The sequence below is a fragment of the Citrobacter sp. Igbk 16 genome (genome assembly GCF_028069755.1).
GTDB lineage: Bacteria > Pseudomonadota > Gammaproteobacteria > Enterobacterales > Enterobacteriaceae > Citrobacter.
This window is the reverse complement of the sequence record NZ_JANEWJ010000005.1, coordinates 43,140-58,778: the sequence shown is the minus strand read 5'-3', so window position 1 is coordinate 58,778 and position 15,639 is coordinate 43,140. Positions and strand designations below refer to the sequence as shown.

The following is a 15,639-nucleotide window of genomic DNA, read 5'->3' as shown; positions in this document are numbered from 1 at the left end:
CAATGAGTCAGAACGTATACCAATTTATCGACCTGCAGCGCGTTGATCCGCCAAAGAAACCGCTGAAGATCCGTAAGATCGAGTTTATCGAAATTTACGAGCCATTTTCAGAAGGTCAGGCTAAGGCACAGGCAGACCGCTGCCTGTCCTGCGGTAACCCGTACTGTGAGTGGAAATGCCCGGTACATAACTACATCCCGAACTGGCTGAAGCTGGCTAACGAAGGGCGTATCTTTGAAGCCGCAGAGCTGTCTCACCAGACCAACACGCTGCCGGAAGTGTGCGGCCGTGTCTGTCCGCAGGACAGGCTGTGCGAAGGTTCATGTACGCTGAATGACGAATTCGGCGCAGTGACCATCGGCAATATCGAGCGCTATATCAACGATAAAGCCTTCGAAATGGGTTGGCGTCCGGATATGACCGGCGTTCGTCAGACAGACAAACGTGTCGCCATTATTGGTGCGGGTCCGGCAGGTCTGGCCTGTGCGGATGTGCTAACCCGTAACGGCGTGAAGGCCGTTGTGTTTGATCGCCACCCGGAAATTGGGGGTCTGCTGACCTTCGGCATCCCGGCTTTCAAACTGGAAAAAGAGGTGATGACCCGCCGTCGTGAAATTTTCACCGGCATGGGCATCGAGTTCAAACTCAACGTCGAAGTGGGCCGTGATGTGCAGCTCGAAGCGTTACTGAAGGATTATGACGCCGTGTTCCTGGGCGTCGGCACCTATCAGTCAATGCGTGGTGGGCTGGAAAACGAAGATGCTGATGGCGTCTTTGATGCCCTGCCGTTCCTGATCGCCAATACCAAACAGTTGATGGGCTTTGGCGAAAGCAGCGACGAGCCATACATCAGCATGGAAGGTAAACGCGTTGTCGTACTGGGTGGTGGTGACACCGCGATGGACTGCGTGCGAACCTCCGTTCGTCAGGGTGCGTCACACGTTATCTGCGCCTATCGCCGCGATGAAGAGAATATGCCGGGTTCGAAACGCGAAGTTAAAAATGCGCGTGAAGAAGGCGTCGAATTCCAGTTCAACGTCCAGCCTTTAGGTGTTGAGGTGAATGCTAACGGCAAAGTGTGCGGCGTGAAAATGGCGCGCACTGAGATGGGCGAGCCGGATGCGAAAGGTCGCCGTCGCGCGGAGATCGTCGCCGGTTCCGAGCATATAGTACCGGCTGATGCCGTCGTACTGGCGTTTGGTTTCCGCCCACACAGCATGGGATGGCTGGCAAAACATAGCGTCGAGTTGGATTCGCAGGGGCGTATTATTGCTCCGGAACGCAGCGAGATCGCCTTCCAGACCAGCAACCCGAAAATCTTTGCCGGTGGCGACATCGTGCGCGGTTCGGATCTGGTTGTCACCGCCATTGCCGAAGGTCGTAAAGCGGCTGACGGAATTATGAATTACCTGGAAGTGTAAGTCAGCCTCTTCAGGCATCTCATCTGCCCTGGTGGATGAGATGCCAAATTCCTGCCGCAATACCGCCAAACCTGCCGATTAAGCCAGCCTGACAACACATTTTGTAAACAGTGCAGATAGCCTTAACACTCGAAATACATAAACACCATGAATAATAATCAACAAAAAATCAGACGAAAACGTTTGCTTTACGTTGAGAAGTGTATATGATGCGGCGGATTTTTTGGGCAAAATTCAAGGAGGCGTTGTGTCGCAGGACAACAATTATAGCCAGGGCCCTGTCCCTCTGGCAGCGCGGAAAGGCGTGATACCACTGACGTTTGTGATGTTGGGGTTAACATTCTTTTCAGCCAGTATGTGGACCGGAGGCACACTCGGTACCGGTCTTTCCTATAATGATTTTTTCCTGGCAGTTCTCTTCGGTAATCTCCTCCTCGGTATTTACACTGCATTTCTCGGTTATATTGGCGCAAAAACAGGTCTCTCTACCCACCTCCTCGCACGTTACTCATTTGGCATAAAAGGTTCATGGCTTCCCTCAATGCTATTAGGTGGCACACAGGTGGGCTGGTTTGGCGTCGGCGTGGCAATGTTCGCCATCCCGGTGGGTAAAGCGACGGGTATTGACGTCAATATCCTGATTGCAGTTTCCGGTCTGCTGATGACCATGACCATCTTCTTTGGTATCTCGGCACTCACCATTTTGTCCATCATCGCCGTTCCCGCTATCGTCATTCTTGGCAGCTACTCTGTCTGGCTGGCAGTGAGCGATGTAGGGGGGTTGGATCATTTAAAAGCCATTGTGCCGCAGACACCGCTGGATTTTTCCACGGCACTGGCGTTGGTCGTCGGATCGTTTGTCAGCGCAGGCACCTTAACCGCCGACTTCGTCCGCTTCGGGCGAAATGCCAAAGGCGCAGTGTTGATTGCCATGGTGGCTTTTTTCCTTGGCAACTCGTTGATGTTTATCTTCGGCGCAGCCGGAGCCGCCGCGGTAGGACAGGCAGATATCTCAGATGTGATGATCGCGCAAGGGCTGCTGCTACCCGCAATTGTCGTACTCGGCCTGAACATCTGGACAACCAATGACAACGCGCTGTACGCCTCCGGTCTGGGCTTTGCTAACATTACCGGCCTTTCCAGCCGCACGTTGTCCGTGGCCAACGGCATTATTGGAACACTGTGCGCATTATGGCTTTACAATAACTTTGTTGGCTGGCTGACATTCCTGTCGGCGGCGATCCCTCCTATTGGCGGAGTGATTATTGCCGATTATCTGTTAAACCACCGCCGGTACACCAACTTCAACACAGCACAGTTTATTCCCGTCAACTGGATAGCTATTCTGTCCGTCGCGCTGGGAATCGCCACCGGACACTACATCCCTGGTATTGTGCCGGTCAACGCCGTACTTGGCGGCGTATTCAGCTATATCCTGCTGAATCCCCTTTTCAATCGTAGCCTTGCAAAATCCCCGGAGGTCAGTCATGCAGAATAACACCATCACCCTAACTCAAACCCGTCTGCAGGGGCGTGAAGGATTGTGGCAAATCACGATTGAAAACGGGCGTTTTAGCCGTATTGATCCCCAGGAAACAGCATCTGCGCCACAGGGCGAGGTGCTTGATGCCGAAGGCGGGTTGGCCATTCCCCCTTTCGTTGAACCACACATCCACCTGGACACAACGCAAACTGCAGGGGAGCCCAGCTGGAACCAATCGGGTACGTTGTTTGAAGGTATTGAGCGCTGGGCCGAACGCAAGGCAATGCTCACCCACGAAGACGTGAAGACCCGCGCCATGCAGACCCTCAAGTGGCAGATGGCCAACGGTATCCAGTATGTCCGAACTCACGTAGACGTTTCCGATCCTACGCTCACGGCACTGAAAGCCATGCTTGAAGTAAAGCAAGAAGTGGCACCGTGGGTGGAGCTGCAGATTGTAGCGTTCCCACAGGAAGGTATTCTTTCTTATCCCAACGGCGAAGCGCTGTTAGAAGAGGCTGTGCGTTTGGGTGCCGACGTCATTGGCGCAATCCCTCACTTTGAATTCACGCGTGAATATGGCGTTGAGTCGCTGCACAAAACTTTCGCCCTGGCGCAGAAGTATGACCGACTTATCGATGTGCACTGTGACGAGATTGATGATGAGCAATCGCGCTTTGTTGAAACCGTCGCGGCGCTGGCGCATCGTGATGGCATGGGAGCGCGCGTGACAGCCAGCCACACCACGGCGATGCATTCCTATAACGGCGCATATGCTTCCCGCCTTTTCCGTCTGTTGAAAATGTCAGGTATTAACTTCGTTGCGAATCCGCTGGTGAATATTCACCTGCAGGGACGATTTGACACCTATCCTAAGCGCCGTGGCATCACCCGCGTCAAAGAGATGCTGGAAGCGGACATCAATGTTTGCTTTGGGCATGATGACGTTTTTGACCCGTGGTACCCGTTGGGAACCGCGAATATGCTGCAAGTTCTGCATATGGGATTACACGTGTGTCAGTTGATGGGGTACGGACAAATCAACGATGGGCTAAATCTCATCACCACCCACAGCGCGAAAACCCTGCACTTACAGGACTACGGTTTGAGTATTGGGAACTCCGCTAACCTGGTGATTTTACCTGCTGAAAATGGGTTTGATGCGGTTCGTCGCCAGACACCTGCACGTTATTCCATCCGTCATGGGCGGGTTATTGCCGAGACGGTGCCAAGCCAGACAACACTCCACCTGGCGCAGCCAGAAGCGGTAACGTTTAAGCGCTAGATTTTCTTTTCGGACATGGCCGCAGACTCACAGCCTGCGGCAAAAACGTATGGCGAAATATTTTCTGTCAGGCTGCTAATCTGCAACACATCTGTTCAAGTTCTCCCTCAACCATTTTCGACAGTTTTTTACGCGCCAGCGGGCGGCTGCGTAATGGATATGCTCATACAGATGATATATAAAATACATATATTTCAACATGAATGATTGAGCAGATATTTTTTATTACCAAGGGATAAAACTAACTTTATGAAATCTGCGAACATGATCTTTAAAATTAATCATAACCTACTATTTTAAAACGAAAAATAACCAATCCTCGATTATAAAAACACGATATCCACTCCAAAACACATACCAGAAAAAATATAACATCCGCATTTAAAACAGCGTTATTACCGGATTTATCTTCTTCTCTGGCATGGAGTGAAAAAATGTTCGGCATTATTATCTCTGTCATCGTTTTATTAACGATGGGTTACCTGATCCTCAAAAACTACAAACCACAGGTAGTACTGGCTGCAGCCGGGATCTTCCTGATGATCTGCGGCGTCTGGTTGGGGTACGGCGCACTGGTCGCCAGCGACAAAAGCAGCGGTTATCTACTGGTCGATATTTATAATGAAATTCTGCGCATGCTTTCCAACCGGGCGGCAGGTCTTGGGCTGTCCATCATGGCAGTAGGCGGTTATGCCCGCTATATGGATAGGATGGGTGCCAGCCGGGCAATGGTCAGCCTGTTGAGCCGCCCACTCAAGCACATCCGCTCACCCTATATTGTACTTGCCGCGACGTATGTCATTGGTCAAATCATGGCACAGTTCATCACCAGTGCTTCCGGATTGGGCATGCTGCTGATGGTTACACTCTTCCCAACGCTGGTCAGCCTGGGCGTGAGCCGTTTATCCGCGGTAGCGGTCATTGCCACCTCGATGTCGATTGAATGGGGCATTCTGGAAACCAATTCAATTTTTGCCGCACAGGTTGCGGGGATGAAGATAGCCACTTATTTCTTCCACTACCAACTTCCTGTCGCGTCCTGCGTCATCATCGCCGTCGCCATCGCACACTTTTTCGTTCAACGCCGTTTTGATCAAAAAACACAACCAGACAGCACAGGCTTCAATGAACAAAAGACGCTGGAAGATGTACCGCCACTCTATTACGCCATTTTACCGGTGATGCCGCTGCTCCTGATGTTGGGCTCGCTGTTGCTGGCGCATATGGGATTAATGCAGACAGAGTTGAATCTGGTTGTGGTGATGTTAATGAGCTTGACGCTGACCATGTTTGTGGAGTTTCTTCATAAACACAATCTGCGTGAGACTATGGATGATGTGCAGGCGTTTTTTGACGGCATGGGAACGCAGTTTGCCAACGTCGTCACACTGGTGGTGGCCGGTGAGATCTTTGCCAAGGGCTTAACCACTATTGGCACCGTCGATGCGGTGATTAAAGGTGCGGAACACTCCGGGCTTGGCGGTATCGGTGTGATGATCATTATGGCCGTGGTCATCGCCGCCTGCGCAATTGTAATGGGATCCGGGAATGCACCGTTTATGTCATTCGCCAGTCTGATCCCGGACATTGCTGCGGGGCTGCATATTCCTGCGGTCGTAATGATTATGCCGATGCACTTCGCCACCACGCTGGCTCGTGCGGTTTCACCGATTACTGCAGTGATTGTCGTGACATCCGGTATTGCGGGCGTGTCACCTTTTGAGGTAGTAAAACGGACAGCCATCCCAATGGCGATAGGATTTGTGGTCAATATGATTGCCACTATCGCGCTGTTTTATTGATATCAGACGCAGAATGCAAAACAGGCCCGCAAGGGCCTGTTTGATTATTTCACTACGCGTAGCGCCGGACGCCCACCGCGAGGAGGCGGTGGAGTGTCATCCGGGTCGTTGTCGTCGGCATTGTCTGGCTTATCGCCATCAATAACGGACATGACCGTTTCATTCTCAAAACCCGACGCGTCGTTATCGTCATCGTTCAAGCTGGCGACATCTTCGTCGTAAGCGGCTTCCGGTTCGAACATCGTACCCGCGCCATTTTCGCGCGCATAAATAGCCAGAACCGCAGCCAGCGGCACAGAAACCTGACGCGGCACACCACCAAAGCGCGCGTTGAAACGCACTTCATCGTTAGCCAGTTCCAGGTTCCCAACTGCACGCGGTGCAATATTCAAAACAATTTGCCCATCACGTGCATATTCCATCGGAACCTGCACGTCCTGGAGCGTCACATCCACCACCAGGTGCGGCGTGAGCTGGTTGTCTAGCAACCACTCATAGAACGCGCGCAGCAGATACGGACGGCGTGGCGTTAGCTGTGGCAAATCCATACAGGTTAACCCCGGCCCAGACGCATTTCACGTTCAGGCTCAGTCAGAGAAGCCAGGAAAGAGTCACGTTCAAAGACGCGAGTCATATACCCTTTCAGTTCTTTCGAACCTGCGCCGTTGAATTCAATACCCAACTGCGGTAAACGCCACAGCAGCGGTGCCAGGTAGCAATCTACCAGGCTGAACTCATCGCTCAGGAAATAGGGTTTTTGACCAAAGACAGGGGCAATTGCCAGCAGCTCTTCACGCAGACGCTTACGTGCAACATCGGCTTCAGATGCGGAACCATTCACGATGACATTCATCAGCGTGTACCAGTCTTTTTCAATACGCTGCATGTACAGGCGGCTCTCACCACGCGCAACCGGGTAAACCGGCATCAGCGGAGGATGCGGGAAACGCTCATCCAGGTATTCCATAATGATGCGAGATTCCCACAGGGTCAGCTCACGATCCACCAGTGTCGGGACGCTCTGATTCGGGTTGAGGTCGATCAGATCCTGCGGTGGATTGTCCTTTTCCACGTGCTCAATCTCGAAACTAACACCTTTTTCAGCCAGCACGATGCGGACCTGATGGCTATAGATGTCAGTAGGACCAGAAAACAGCGTCATTACCGAACGTTTGTTGGCAGCGACAGCCATGAAAACCTCCAGGTATATTCAGAATTTTTACTGCTACCAGCCACTTTGTGGCCAGCCAGAAGTGATGTCACCCAGATTCGGGAAAGTCATTACTGTTCAAAATACAAACAAAAAATGAACAATACCGGATATTTGGGCAGAAAATTGGATGATAGTTTACCAGATTTTGTGACCTTTGTGGTGAGTCGATTCTGGAAATGGGGAAAAAGAGGTGGCAATCAGCGAATTACCGTGATTTTGGGCGGATGAAAATCATAAAAAAACCCGCCGAGGCGGGTTTTTTCGCAAATTGTAATCTGCCGAAGCAGAAAGCAATTAACGTTTGGAGAACTGCGGACGACGACGTGCTTTACGCAGACCGACTTTCTTACGTTCAACCTGACGAGCATCACGAGTAACGAAGCCAGCTTTACGCAGTTCGCCACGCAGGGATTCGTCGTACTCCATCAGAGCGCGGGTGATACCGTGACGGATCGCACCAGCCTGACCAGAGATACCACCACCTTTAACAGTGATGTACAGATCCAGTTTCTCAACCATGTCGACCAGTTCCAGCGGCTGACGAACTACCATGCGGGCAGTTTCACGACCGAAGTACTGTTCCAGAGAACGTTGGTTGATTACGATTTTACCACTACCCGGTTTGATGAAAACGCGAGCTGCGGAACTTTTGCGGCGACCAGTGCCGTAGTATTGATTTTCAGCCATTGCCTATAATCCCGATTAGATGTCAAGAACTTGCGGTTGCTGTGCCGCGTGGTTGTGCTCGTTGCCAGCGTAAACTTTCAGTTTACGGAACATAGCACGACCCAGCGGGCCTTTTGGCAGCATGCCTTTAACCGCGATTTCAAGCACACGCTCAGGACGGCGAGCAATCATCTCTTCAAAGGTCGCTTGTTTGATACCACCGATGTGGCCGGTGTGGTGATAGTACACTTTGTCAGTACGCTTGTTGCCGGTTACAGCAACTTTGTCAGCGTTCAGAACGATGATGTAATCACCAGTATCTACGTGCGGAGTGTATTCCGCTTTGTGCTTACCGCGCAGGCGCAGAGCCAGTTCGGAAGCCAGACGGCCCAGAGTTTTACCGGTCGCGTCAACAACATACCAGTCGCGTTTTACGGTTTCTGGTTTAGCTGTAAAAGTTTTCATTAAAAGCTTACCCAAATAAATAAGTTACACGTTGGTGAACACCCAAACGTTTTGTCAGTTGAGGTTCACACGACATTGTCCAGCAAACCTACCCCTTCGAATAGCCTATGCCGGCGCATAGAAAGTTTTGGGAAAAAAACTCTCTCGTAACGTGGGGTCGCAAGATTATAGAGAAGTCAGGGTCAAAGATCGACCCCTTTATGTGATTTGCGGCAGGTTTAACCGGCTAAATGTTCCCGCTTCAGATACTCCTCGCTTTGCATCTCCTGCAAACGCGATAAACAACGCTGGAATTCAAACTTCAGGCGCTCGCCCTGGTAGATTTCATATAAAGGCGCTGCGGCGCTGACCACCAGCTTAACGTGGCGTTCGTAGAACTCATCAACCAGCGCGATAAAGCGCCGTGCTTCACTTTCCATCAGCGTCGTCATTACCGGTACATCAAACAGCAGCACCGTGTGAAACAGGCGCGATAACGCGATGTAATCGTGCTGGCTGCGGGCATCGACGCACAGCGTAGTGAATGATACCGCCAGCGTTTGGTTCTCAACGGCCAGCGTCTGCATCGGGCGATGGTTAATCTCCAGCGTCGGCGCATGATCGCCTTTCGCTCCCGCTAAGGCCAGCCAGAGCTTATCCATCTGCCGCTGCGTTTCATCATTAAGCGGGGACAGCCATAAGTGTGCCTGGGTTAACGTACGCAACCGGTAGTCAACGCCGGCATCCACGTTCATGATATCGCAATACTGTTTAATGGCTTCGATAGCGGGAAGGAAGCGCGCACGTTGCAAACCGTTACGATACAGTTCATCAGGCGGAATATTGGACGTTGCCACCAGCGTAATGCCGCGAGCAAATAGCGCCTTCATTAAGCCACCGAGCAGCATGGCGTCAGTAATATCCGAGACGAAAAATTCATCAAAGCACAGCACATCGGTTTCGGCTTTGAAGCGGTCAGCAATCACTTCCAACGGGTCGCTCTGGCCTTGCAGAGCCGTCAGTTCTTCATGCACGCGCAGCATGAAGCGGTGAAAGTGCAAACGCTGTTTACGTGCGCCAGGCAGGCTATGGTAGAACAAATCCATCAGCCAGGTTTTTCCGCGCCCTACGCCCCCCCACATATACAGACCACGCACCGGCGTGTTTTCCTTCGGCTCACGTTTACCCAGCAATTTACCAAAGCGGGCCATCAGTCCACTCTCCTGCACCGCTGGAGGTGCAATCGTCGTGAGCTCCTGGTAAATCGTTTCCAGTCGATTCACCGCTTCTTTTTGTACGTTGTCGGGTTGATGACTGCCGTCGTTAAGGGCCTGCAGGTATCGCGATGTCGGGGAAAGGCTTTGCATGATGTTATTGTTATTCCTTGAGAATCGATGTGCCGTCGCTCACGGTTGACGAAAAAAAGGCCGTTCTACATTACGTGATATAAACACGGGATTCCACTTCTACGGGATTAGCGGTTATAGTGGCATAATCAGGCGCAGGCATGGAGCCTAAAGCCAACACCCTACGGAAACAAAAGACAACGGGAGATGTTCATGACCTGGGAATATGCGCTAATTGGGTTAGTCGTCGGTATCATTATTGGTGCTGTAGCCATGCGTTTTGGTAATCGTAAATTACGCCAACAGCAGGCATTACAGTACGAACTGGAAAAGAACAAAGCTGAACTGGAAGAGTACCGCGAAGAGCTGGTGAGTCATTTTGCCCGCAGCGCTGAGCTACTGGATAACATGGCTGACGATTATCGTCAGATCTATCAGCATATGGCGAAAAGCTCCAGCAGCCTGCTGCCGGGCATGTCAGCGGAAAACAACCCATTCCGCAATCGTCTGGCTGAGTCTGAAGCGGGTAACGATCAGGCACCGGTTCAGATGCCGCGTGACTATTCCGAAGGGGCTTCCGGCCTGCTGCGTAGTGGCGCAAAGCGCGACTAACTGCACATCGTTAAGAAATTTATGGGGCGCAGCAATTGCGCCCTCCGCTTCTCTTCCCGTCCCAGCTATTATTTAGTCGTTAGCCTCATTGTGACCAAACCGAAAATTCAATAACATCAAACTGTTTTGAATCATCTTCCGTTTACTCAAGGTACGAGAGCAGGATCCATGAAAAAACAAACCCAGCTGTTGAGTGCATTAGCGTTAAGTGTCGGGTTAACTCTCTCGGCGCCATTCCAGGCCATTGCGTCGATTCCCGGCCAGGTACCCGGTCAGGCAGCGCTCCCCAGCCTCGCCCCCATGCTGGAAAAAGTGTTACCTGCCGTGGTTAGCGTGAGAGTCGAGGGCACCGCCGTTCAAGGGCAAAAAGTCCCGGAAGAATTCAAAAAGTTTTTTGGCGATGAGCTGCCCGATCAGCCCTCGCAGCCATTCGAAGGACTGGGTTCAGGCGTCATCATTGACGCTGCCAAGGGCTATGTTCTGACCAACAACCACGTTATTAATCAGGCGCAAAAAATTAGCGTTCAGCTGAACGATGGGCGCGAGTTCGATGCCAAACTCATCGGTAGCGACGATCAGAGCGATATCGCCCTGCTGCAAATACAGCATCCCAGCAACCTGACACAAATCGCTATCGCCGACTCCGACAAACTGCGCGTGGGTGACTTTGCTGTCGCCGTCGGCAACCCGTTTGGGTTGGGACAAACGGCAACCTCAGGGATCGTCTCCGCATTGGGTCGCAGTGGTCTGAACCTGGAAGGTCTGGAAAACTTTATTCAGACCGATGCGTCAATTAACCGCGGCAACTCCGGCGGTGCGTTGCTCAACCTGAATGGTGAGCTGATTGGTATAAATACCGCCATTCTGGCACCTGGCGGCGGCAGCATTGGGATAGGTTTTGCTATCCCCAGTAACATGGCGCGTACGCTGGCGCAGCAATTAATGCAGTTTGGCGAAATCAAACGTGGTCTGTTAGGTATTAAAGGTACTGAAATGACCGCTGATATCGCTAAAGCATTCAAACTGGATGTACAACGTGGCGCATTTGTCAGCGAAGTTCTGCCTAACTCTGGTTCCGCCAAAGCGGGCGTGAAATCCGGTGACGTGATTACCAGTCTAAACGGCAAACCGCTCAGTAGTTTCGCCGAACTGCGTTCGCGTATTGCGACAACCGAACCGGGGACCAAAGTCAAACTGGGCCTGCTGCGTAACGGTAAACCACTGGAAGTTGAAGTGACGCTGGATACCAGTACATCATCTTCCGCCAGTGCGGAAATGATTGCACCGGCATTACAAGGGGCCACGCTCAGCGACGGGCAGCTAAAAGACGGAACCAAAGGCATTAGAATTGATAACGTTGAGAAAAGTAGCCCAGCCGCACAGGCCGGCCTGCATAAAGATGACGTCATCATCGCCGTTAACCGCGATCGGGTGAACTCGATTGCCGAAATGCGCAAAGTGCTGGAAACGAAACCGTCAATCATTGCTTTGCAGGTCGTTCGTGGTAACGAGAGTATTTACCTGCTTTTGCGTTAACCAGGACAACCGGACATCAGCCCCCCGTGTGATGTCCGGTAAACTCGTGATATGCTGCTGCCGTTCCCTTTTTTAATGACGCCGCCATCATGTTTGTGAAGCTTTTACGTTCGGTCGCGATTGGTTTAATCGTCGGCGCCATTCTGCTGGCCGCGATGCCCTCTCTGCGAAAAATTAATACGCTTACCGCACCACAGTTCGACAGCACAGATGAAACTCCTGCCAGTTATAACCCGGCAGTTCGCCGTGCTGCGCCTGCCGTGGTCAACGTGTACAACCGCAGTATGAACAGCACGACGCATAACCAGCTTGAGATCCGCACGCTCGGTTCAGGCGTTATCATGGATCAGCGCGGCTATATCATCACCAACAAGCATGTCATTAATGACGCCGACCAAATCATCGTCGCGTTGCAGGATGGACGTGTCTTTGAAGCGCTGCTTGTTGGCTCTGATACCTTAACCGACCTTGCAGTGTTGAAAATCAACGCAGCGGGCGGACTACCAACGATCCCGATTAATAACAAACGTGTACCGCATATTGGTGATGTCGTGCTTGCCATCGGTAACCCGTACAACCTTGGGCAAACCATCACTCAGGGGATCATCAGCGCCACAGGTCGTATTGGCCTGAACCCAACGGGCCGGCAAAACTTCCTGCAAACAGATGCCTCCATTAACCACGGTAACTCCGGCGGTGCGCTGGTTAACTCGCTGGGCGAGTTAATGGGGATTAACACACTGTCGTTTGATAAGAGCAATGATGGTGAAACGCCGGAAGGGATTGGCTTTGCAATTCCGTTTCAACTGGCGACGAAAATCATGGATAAGCTGATTCGCGACGGGCGCGTTATTCGTGGCTACATCGGCATCAGCGGGCGTGAAATTGCACCGCTGCACGCACAAGGTAGCGGCATGGATCAAATTCAGGGGATTGTCGTGAACGAAGTGGCCCCGGATGGTCCGGCGGCCCAGGCCGGAATTCAGGTCAACGACCTCATCATTTCGGTAAATAATAAACCGGCAGTATCAGCGCTGGAGACCATGGATCAGGTCGCGGAGATTCGCCCCGGCTCGGTTATCTCAGTGGTTGTGATGCGTGATGATAAGCAATTGACGCTGCAGGTAACGATTCAGGAATACCCTGCCACCAATTAACGCTACGTCTACCTCTCACTTGCCATAAAAAAACCGGAGCACAATATATGCTCCGGTTTTTATTAGGCGATATCGTAGGGAGTGAGCGCGTAATGCCTGATGGCACTACGCTTATCAGGCCAACAAATACACGCTGGCCTCTCCTGGCGTTACTTAACGAACTCTTCGCCCAGAGTGATATCTTTCTTCAGCGTGTCCAGCATGCCTTCCAGCGAGCTTTGTTCGAACGCGCTCAGTTTACCGATGGACTGACGTTCTTCTACGCCATTTTTGCCCAGCAGCAGCGGCTGAGAGAAGAAGCGAGCGTACTGACCATCGCCTTCAACGTAAGCGCATTCCACGACACCCTTTTCGCCGCTCAGCGCACGAACCAGTGACAGACCGAAACGTGCTGCAGCCTGACCCATAGACAGGGTTGCAGACCCGCCACCGGCTTTTGCTTCCACAACTTCAGTACCCGCGTTCTGGATACGTTTAGTCAGGTCAGCCGCTTCTTGTTCTGTGAAGCTTACGCCAGGAATTTGTGACAGCAGCGGCAGAATGGTCACACCTGAGTGTCCACCGATAACCGGGACTTCAACATCGCCAGGCTGCTTGCCTTTCAGTTCCGCCACAAAGGTGTTGGAGCGGATGATGTCCAGCGTCGTTACGCCAAACAGTTTGTTCTTATCGTATACGCCTGCTTTTTTCAGCACTTCAGCAGCAATAGCAACGGTCGTGTTCACTGGGTTAGTGATGATACCGATACACGCTTTCGGACAGGTTGTAGCAACCTGCTGCACCAGATTCTTCACGATGCCAGCATTCACGTTAAACAGGTCAGAACGGTCCATACCTGGTTTACGCGCAACACCCGCAGAAATCAGCACCACGTCAGCACCTTCCAGTGCAGGGGTCGCATCTTCACCGCTGAAGCCTTTGATTTTCACAGCAGTAGGGATATGGCTCAAATCAACGGCCACACCAGGAGTTACTGGAGCGATGTCGTACAGGGAGAGTTCTGAACCTGAAGGCAGTTGGGTTTTTAACAGTAATGCTAGCGCCTGACCGATACCACCAGCAGCGCCGAGGACTGCAACTTTCATCCTAAACTCCTTATTATATTGATAAGCAAAATGTCTATTGCTCCGCGGCGGCGACCTTAATTCACAAATCCAATGAATTCAATAACCACGCTTCAAGAATGCGTAGTCACGCAAATTTGGCTTTTATGCATTTAACTTACGTAAAATAAAACCTAAGTTACGTAATTCAAAACCACTCGCACAGTAGAGCAACTTTCCAACAGGTGCTGACAATATACCCTACAGCCCTCTCAAAACAACATCAATTTGATAACATTTAATTTACTTTTAATCTTATTTGCGAGCCGTGACACAGGCATGTTTCTTGATAACGAAATTTGATAAAATCCCGCTCTTTCATAACATTATTTCAGCCTTGAACGAGGCAGACCGTTTGCATAAAAATTCATCTGTATGCACAATAATGTTGTTTCTACCGCCATATTACGGGTGACTTATGCGAAGCTCGGCTAAACAAGAAGAATTAGTTAAGGCGTTTAAAGCGCTACTTAAAGAAGAAAAATTCAGCTCTCAGGGCGAAATCGTCCTCGCGTTGCAGGATCAGGGCTTTGATAATATCAACCAGTCCAAGGTTTCACGCATGCTGACCAAGTTTGGTGCCGTGCGTACCCGCAATGCGAAAATGGAAATGGTGTACTGCCTGCCTGCAGAGCTGGGCGTCCCGACAACATCAAGCCCGTTGAAAAATCTGGTGCTGGATATCGACTACAACGATGCCGTTGTCGTTATTCATACCAGCCCAGGGGCTGCGCAGCTGATTGCTCGCCTGCTGGATTCACTGGGTAAAGCAGAAGGTATTCTTGGCACGATTGCGGGTGACGATACCATCTTCACCACACCGGCCAAAGGTTTTACGGTAAAAGACCTGTACGAGGCCATTCTGGAACTGTTTGAACAAGAACTGTAATTCCCTTCCCCGTCACGCCCTGTGGCGGGGGAAAAATCTCTCTTTTCTGTTCCCCTCCTCAGTTTTCCACTACCGAACATTTAACAAATAGTGCGTTTCACCGCCAAAACACATTCACTCGGTGAATGATACTCATCAAAAACGCACAATTTGCAAAATATTGTATCAGTATGAATTTATTAATTTTATTTTCAAGAAGAAGCTCTAATCTGTATTTTTAATTCCATATAGTTATAAAAAATACTTTTCTTAACACCCAATTACCATGGAAACAATTAGCGTGGTATTAATTTATCGCGTGATTAGTGTATACTTGATTTTGTGATGAGGGTCACGAAACAAAGACCCCTAATAAAAGAATTCGACGAGGTAAATATCATGAAAATCAAAACCACTGTTGCAACGCTAAGCCTTCTCTCCGTTCTCTCTTTCGGTGCAAGCGCCGCTGTTAATCAGGTGAACTCGCAAGAAGCACAGAATCTGCAATCCATGGGTACTATCTCTGTGTCTCAGATCGGTAGCTCACCAATGGATATGCGTCAGGCAATCGCCGCTAAAGCAGAAAAAGCGGGCGCCAGCAGCTATCGTGTCACTGAACTCCGTGAAGGTGCTCACTGGCATGCAACCGCAGAATTGTACAAATAAACCCTCGTCGTCTAGTCCGACGACTTGCCCCCGCCTG

The 15,639-nt window shown here is 51.0% G+C and carries 15 protein-coding genes and 1 pseudogene; 9 read left to right on the top strand and 7 right to left on the bottom strand.

The window, feature by feature from the left end; genetic code table 11:
• The first annotated feature begins 2 nt into the window (after nt 1–2).
• From NNO03_RS05335 to NNO03_RS05325, 3 genes are all read left to right on the top strand, one after another.
• On the top strand, nt 3–1,421 hold the full coding sequence (locus NNO03_RS05335; protein WP_271449018.1) for a glutamate synthase small subunit: 1,419 nt from the start codon (nt 3–5) through the stop codon (nt 1,419–1,421).
• 247 nt (nt 1,422–1,668) lie between these two features.
• Nucleotides 1,669–2,919, top strand: coding sequence for a cytosine permease (codB, locus tag NNO03_RS05330; RefSeq protein WP_271449017.1), 1,251 nt, complete (start codon nt 1,669–1,671; stop codon nt 2,917–2,919).
• Nucleotides 2,909–4,189 (top strand): cytosine deaminase, encoded by a 1,281-nt coding sequence (locus tag NNO03_RS05325; protein ID WP_271440752.1) that lies wholly within the window; start codon nt 2,909–2,911, stop codon nt 4,187–4,189. The genes codB and NNO03_RS05325 overlap by 11 nt, the downstream gene beginning before the upstream one ends.
• Nucleotides 4,190–4,277: 88 nt before the next feature.
• Here NNO03_RS05325 and NNO03_RS05320 read toward each other — a convergent pair.
• Nucleotides 4,278–4,343, bottom strand: a pseudogene (locus tag NNO03_RS05320) (hypothetical protein); the annotation flags it as partial.
• 280 nt (nt 4,344–4,623) lie between these two features.
• Between NNO03_RS05320 and dcuC the strand changes: the two are divergent.
• Nucleotides 4,624–5,991, top strand: coding sequence for an anaerobic C4-dicarboxylate transporter DcuC (dcuC, locus tag NNO03_RS05315; RefSeq protein WP_271449016.1), 1,368 nt, complete (start codon nt 4,624–4,626; stop codon nt 5,989–5,991).
• A 44-nt stretch (nt 5,992–6,035) separates the two neighbouring features.
• Here dcuC and sspB read toward each other — a convergent pair whose 3' ends face one another.
• The 5 genes from sspB to zapE form a co-directional block, all read right to left on the bottom strand.
• On the bottom strand, nt 6,036–6,539 hold the full coding sequence (gene sspB, locus NNO03_RS05310; RefSeq protein ID WP_271441663.1) for a ClpXP protease specificity-enhancing factor: 504 nt from the start codon (nt 6,537–6,539) through the stop codon (nt 6,036–6,038).
• Nucleotides 6,540–6,544: 5 nt separating this feature from the next.
• Nucleotides 6,545–7,183: a stringent starvation protein SspA gene (sspA, locus tag NNO03_RS05305; protein WP_048213444.1), complete on the bottom strand. Its 639-nt coding sequence runs from the start codon at nt 7,181–7,183 to the stop codon at nt 6,545–6,547.
• A 315-nt stretch (nt 7,184–7,498) separates the two neighbouring features.
• Nucleotides 7,499–7,891 (bottom strand): 30S ribosomal protein S9, encoded by a 393-nt coding sequence (gene rpsI / locus NNO03_RS05300; protein WP_003025138.1) that lies wholly within the window; start codon nt 7,889–7,891, stop codon nt 7,499–7,501.
• 15 nt (nt 7,892–7,906) lie between these two features.
• On the bottom strand, nt 7,907–8,335 hold the full coding sequence (gene rplM, locus NNO03_RS05295) for a 50S ribosomal protein L13 (protein ID WP_003025141.1): 429 nt from the start codon (nt 8,333–8,335) through the stop codon (nt 7,907–7,909).
• Nucleotides 8,336–8,553: 218 nt separating this feature from the next.
• Nucleotides 8,554–9,681 (bottom strand): cell division protein ZapE, encoded by a 1,128-nt coding sequence (zapE, locus tag NNO03_RS05290; RefSeq protein WP_271449015.1) that lies wholly within the window; start codon nt 9,679–9,681, stop codon nt 8,554–8,556.
• Nucleotides 9,682–9,873: 192 nt separating this feature from the next.
• Here zapE and zapG point away from each other — a divergent pair, with 192 nt between their 5' ends.
• From zapG to degS, 3 genes are all read left to right on the top strand, one after another.
• The gene (zapG, locus tag NNO03_RS05285) at nt 9,874–10,272 is read left to right on the top strand and encodes a Z-ring associated protein ZapG (RefSeq protein WP_005121352.1); all 399 of its coding nucleotides are present in this window, start codon (nt 9,874–9,876) and stop codon (nt 10,270–10,272) included.
• Nucleotides 10,273–10,440: 168 nt separating this feature from the next.
• Entirely contained in the window at nt 10,441–11,808 is a 1,368-nt protein-coding gene (gene degQ / locus NNO03_RS05280) for a serine endoprotease DegQ (RefSeq protein WP_271449014.1), read from the top strand.
• Nucleotides 11,809–11,897: 89 nt separating this feature from the next.
• The gene (gene degS / locus NNO03_RS05275; RefSeq protein WP_005121354.1) at nt 11,898–12,965 is read left to right on the top strand and encodes an outer membrane-stress sensor serine endopeptidase DegS; all 1,068 of its coding nucleotides are present in this window, start codon (nt 11,898–11,900) and stop codon (nt 12,963–12,965) included.
• 149 nt (nt 12,966–13,114) lie between these two features.
• Here degS and mdh read toward each other — a convergent pair whose 3' ends face one another.
• Nucleotides 13,115–14,050: a malate dehydrogenase gene (mdh, locus tag NNO03_RS05270; RefSeq protein ID WP_040234161.1), complete on the bottom strand. Its 936-nt coding sequence runs from the start codon at nt 14,048–14,050 to the stop codon at nt 13,115–13,117.
• A 436-nt stretch (nt 14,051–14,486) separates the two neighbouring features.
• Between mdh and argR the strand changes: the two genes are divergently transcribed.
• Both argR and yhcN read left to right on the top strand, forming a co-directional pair.
• Nucleotides 14,487–14,957, top strand: a complete 471-nt coding sequence (argR, locus tag NNO03_RS05265) for a transcriptional regulator ArgR (protein ID WP_003025162.1) — start codon at nt 14,487–14,489, stop codon at nt 14,955–14,957.
• Nucleotides 14,958–15,335: 378 nt separating this feature from the next.
• Entirely contained in the window at nt 15,336–15,602 is a 267-nt protein-coding gene (gene yhcN / locus NNO03_RS05260; RefSeq protein ID WP_005121357.1) for a peroxide/acid stress response protein YhcN, read from the top strand.
• Nucleotides 15,603–15,639 lie beyond the last annotated feature (37 nt).

Excerpts from the sequence above, each read along its gene's own strand:
- NNO03_RS05335 (WP_271449018.1), top strand. The coding sequence starts at position 3 with ATGAGTCAGAACGTATACCAATTTATCGACCTGCAGCGCGTTGATCCG.
- NNO03_RS05325 (WP_271440752.1), top strand. The coding sequence starts at position 2,909 with ATGCAGAATAACACCATCACCCTAACTCAAACCCGTCTGCAGGGGCGT.
- dcuC (WP_271449016.1), top strand. The coding sequence starts at position 4,624 with ATGTTCGGCATTATTATCTCTGTCATCGTTTTATTAACGATGGGTTAC.
- sspB (WP_271441663.1), bottom strand. The coding sequence starts at position 6,539 with ATGGATTTGCCACAGCTAACGCCACGCCGTCCGTATCTGCTGCGCGCG.
- sspA (WP_048213444.1), bottom strand. The coding sequence starts at position 7,183 with ATGGCTGTCGCTGCCAACAAACGTTCGGTAATGACGCTGTTTTCTGGT.
- rpsI (WP_003025138.1), bottom strand. The coding sequence starts at position 7,891 with ATGGCTGAAAATCAATACTACGGCACTGGTCGCCGCAAAAGTTCCGCA.
- rplM (WP_003025141.1), bottom strand. The coding sequence starts at position 8,335 with ATGAAAACTTTTACAGCTAAACCAGAAACCGTAAAACGCGACTGGTAT.
- zapE (WP_271449015.1), bottom strand. The coding sequence starts at position 9,681 with ATGCAAAGCCTTTCCCCGACATCGCGATACCTGCAGGCCCTTAACGAC.
- zapG (WP_005121352.1), top strand. The coding sequence starts at position 9,874 with ATGACCTGGGAATATGCGCTAATTGGGTTAGTCGTCGGTATCATTATT.
- degQ (WP_271449014.1), top strand. The coding sequence starts at position 10,441 with ATGAAAAAACAAACCCAGCTGTTGAGTGCATTAGCGTTAAGTGTCGGG.
- degS (WP_005121354.1), top strand. The coding sequence starts at position 11,898 with ATGTTTGTGAAGCTTTTACGTTCGGTCGCGATTGGTTTAATCGTCGGC.
- mdh (WP_040234161.1), bottom strand. The coding sequence starts at position 14,050 with ATGAAAGTTGCAGTCCTCGGCGCTGCTGGTGGTATCGGTCAGGCGCTA.
- argR (WP_003025162.1), top strand. The coding sequence starts at position 14,487 with ATGCGAAGCTCGGCTAAACAAGAAGAATTAGTTAAGGCGTTTAAAGCG.
- yhcN (WP_005121357.1), top strand. The coding sequence starts at position 15,336 with ATGAAAATCAAAACCACTGTTGCAACGCTAAGCCTTCTCTCCGTTCTC.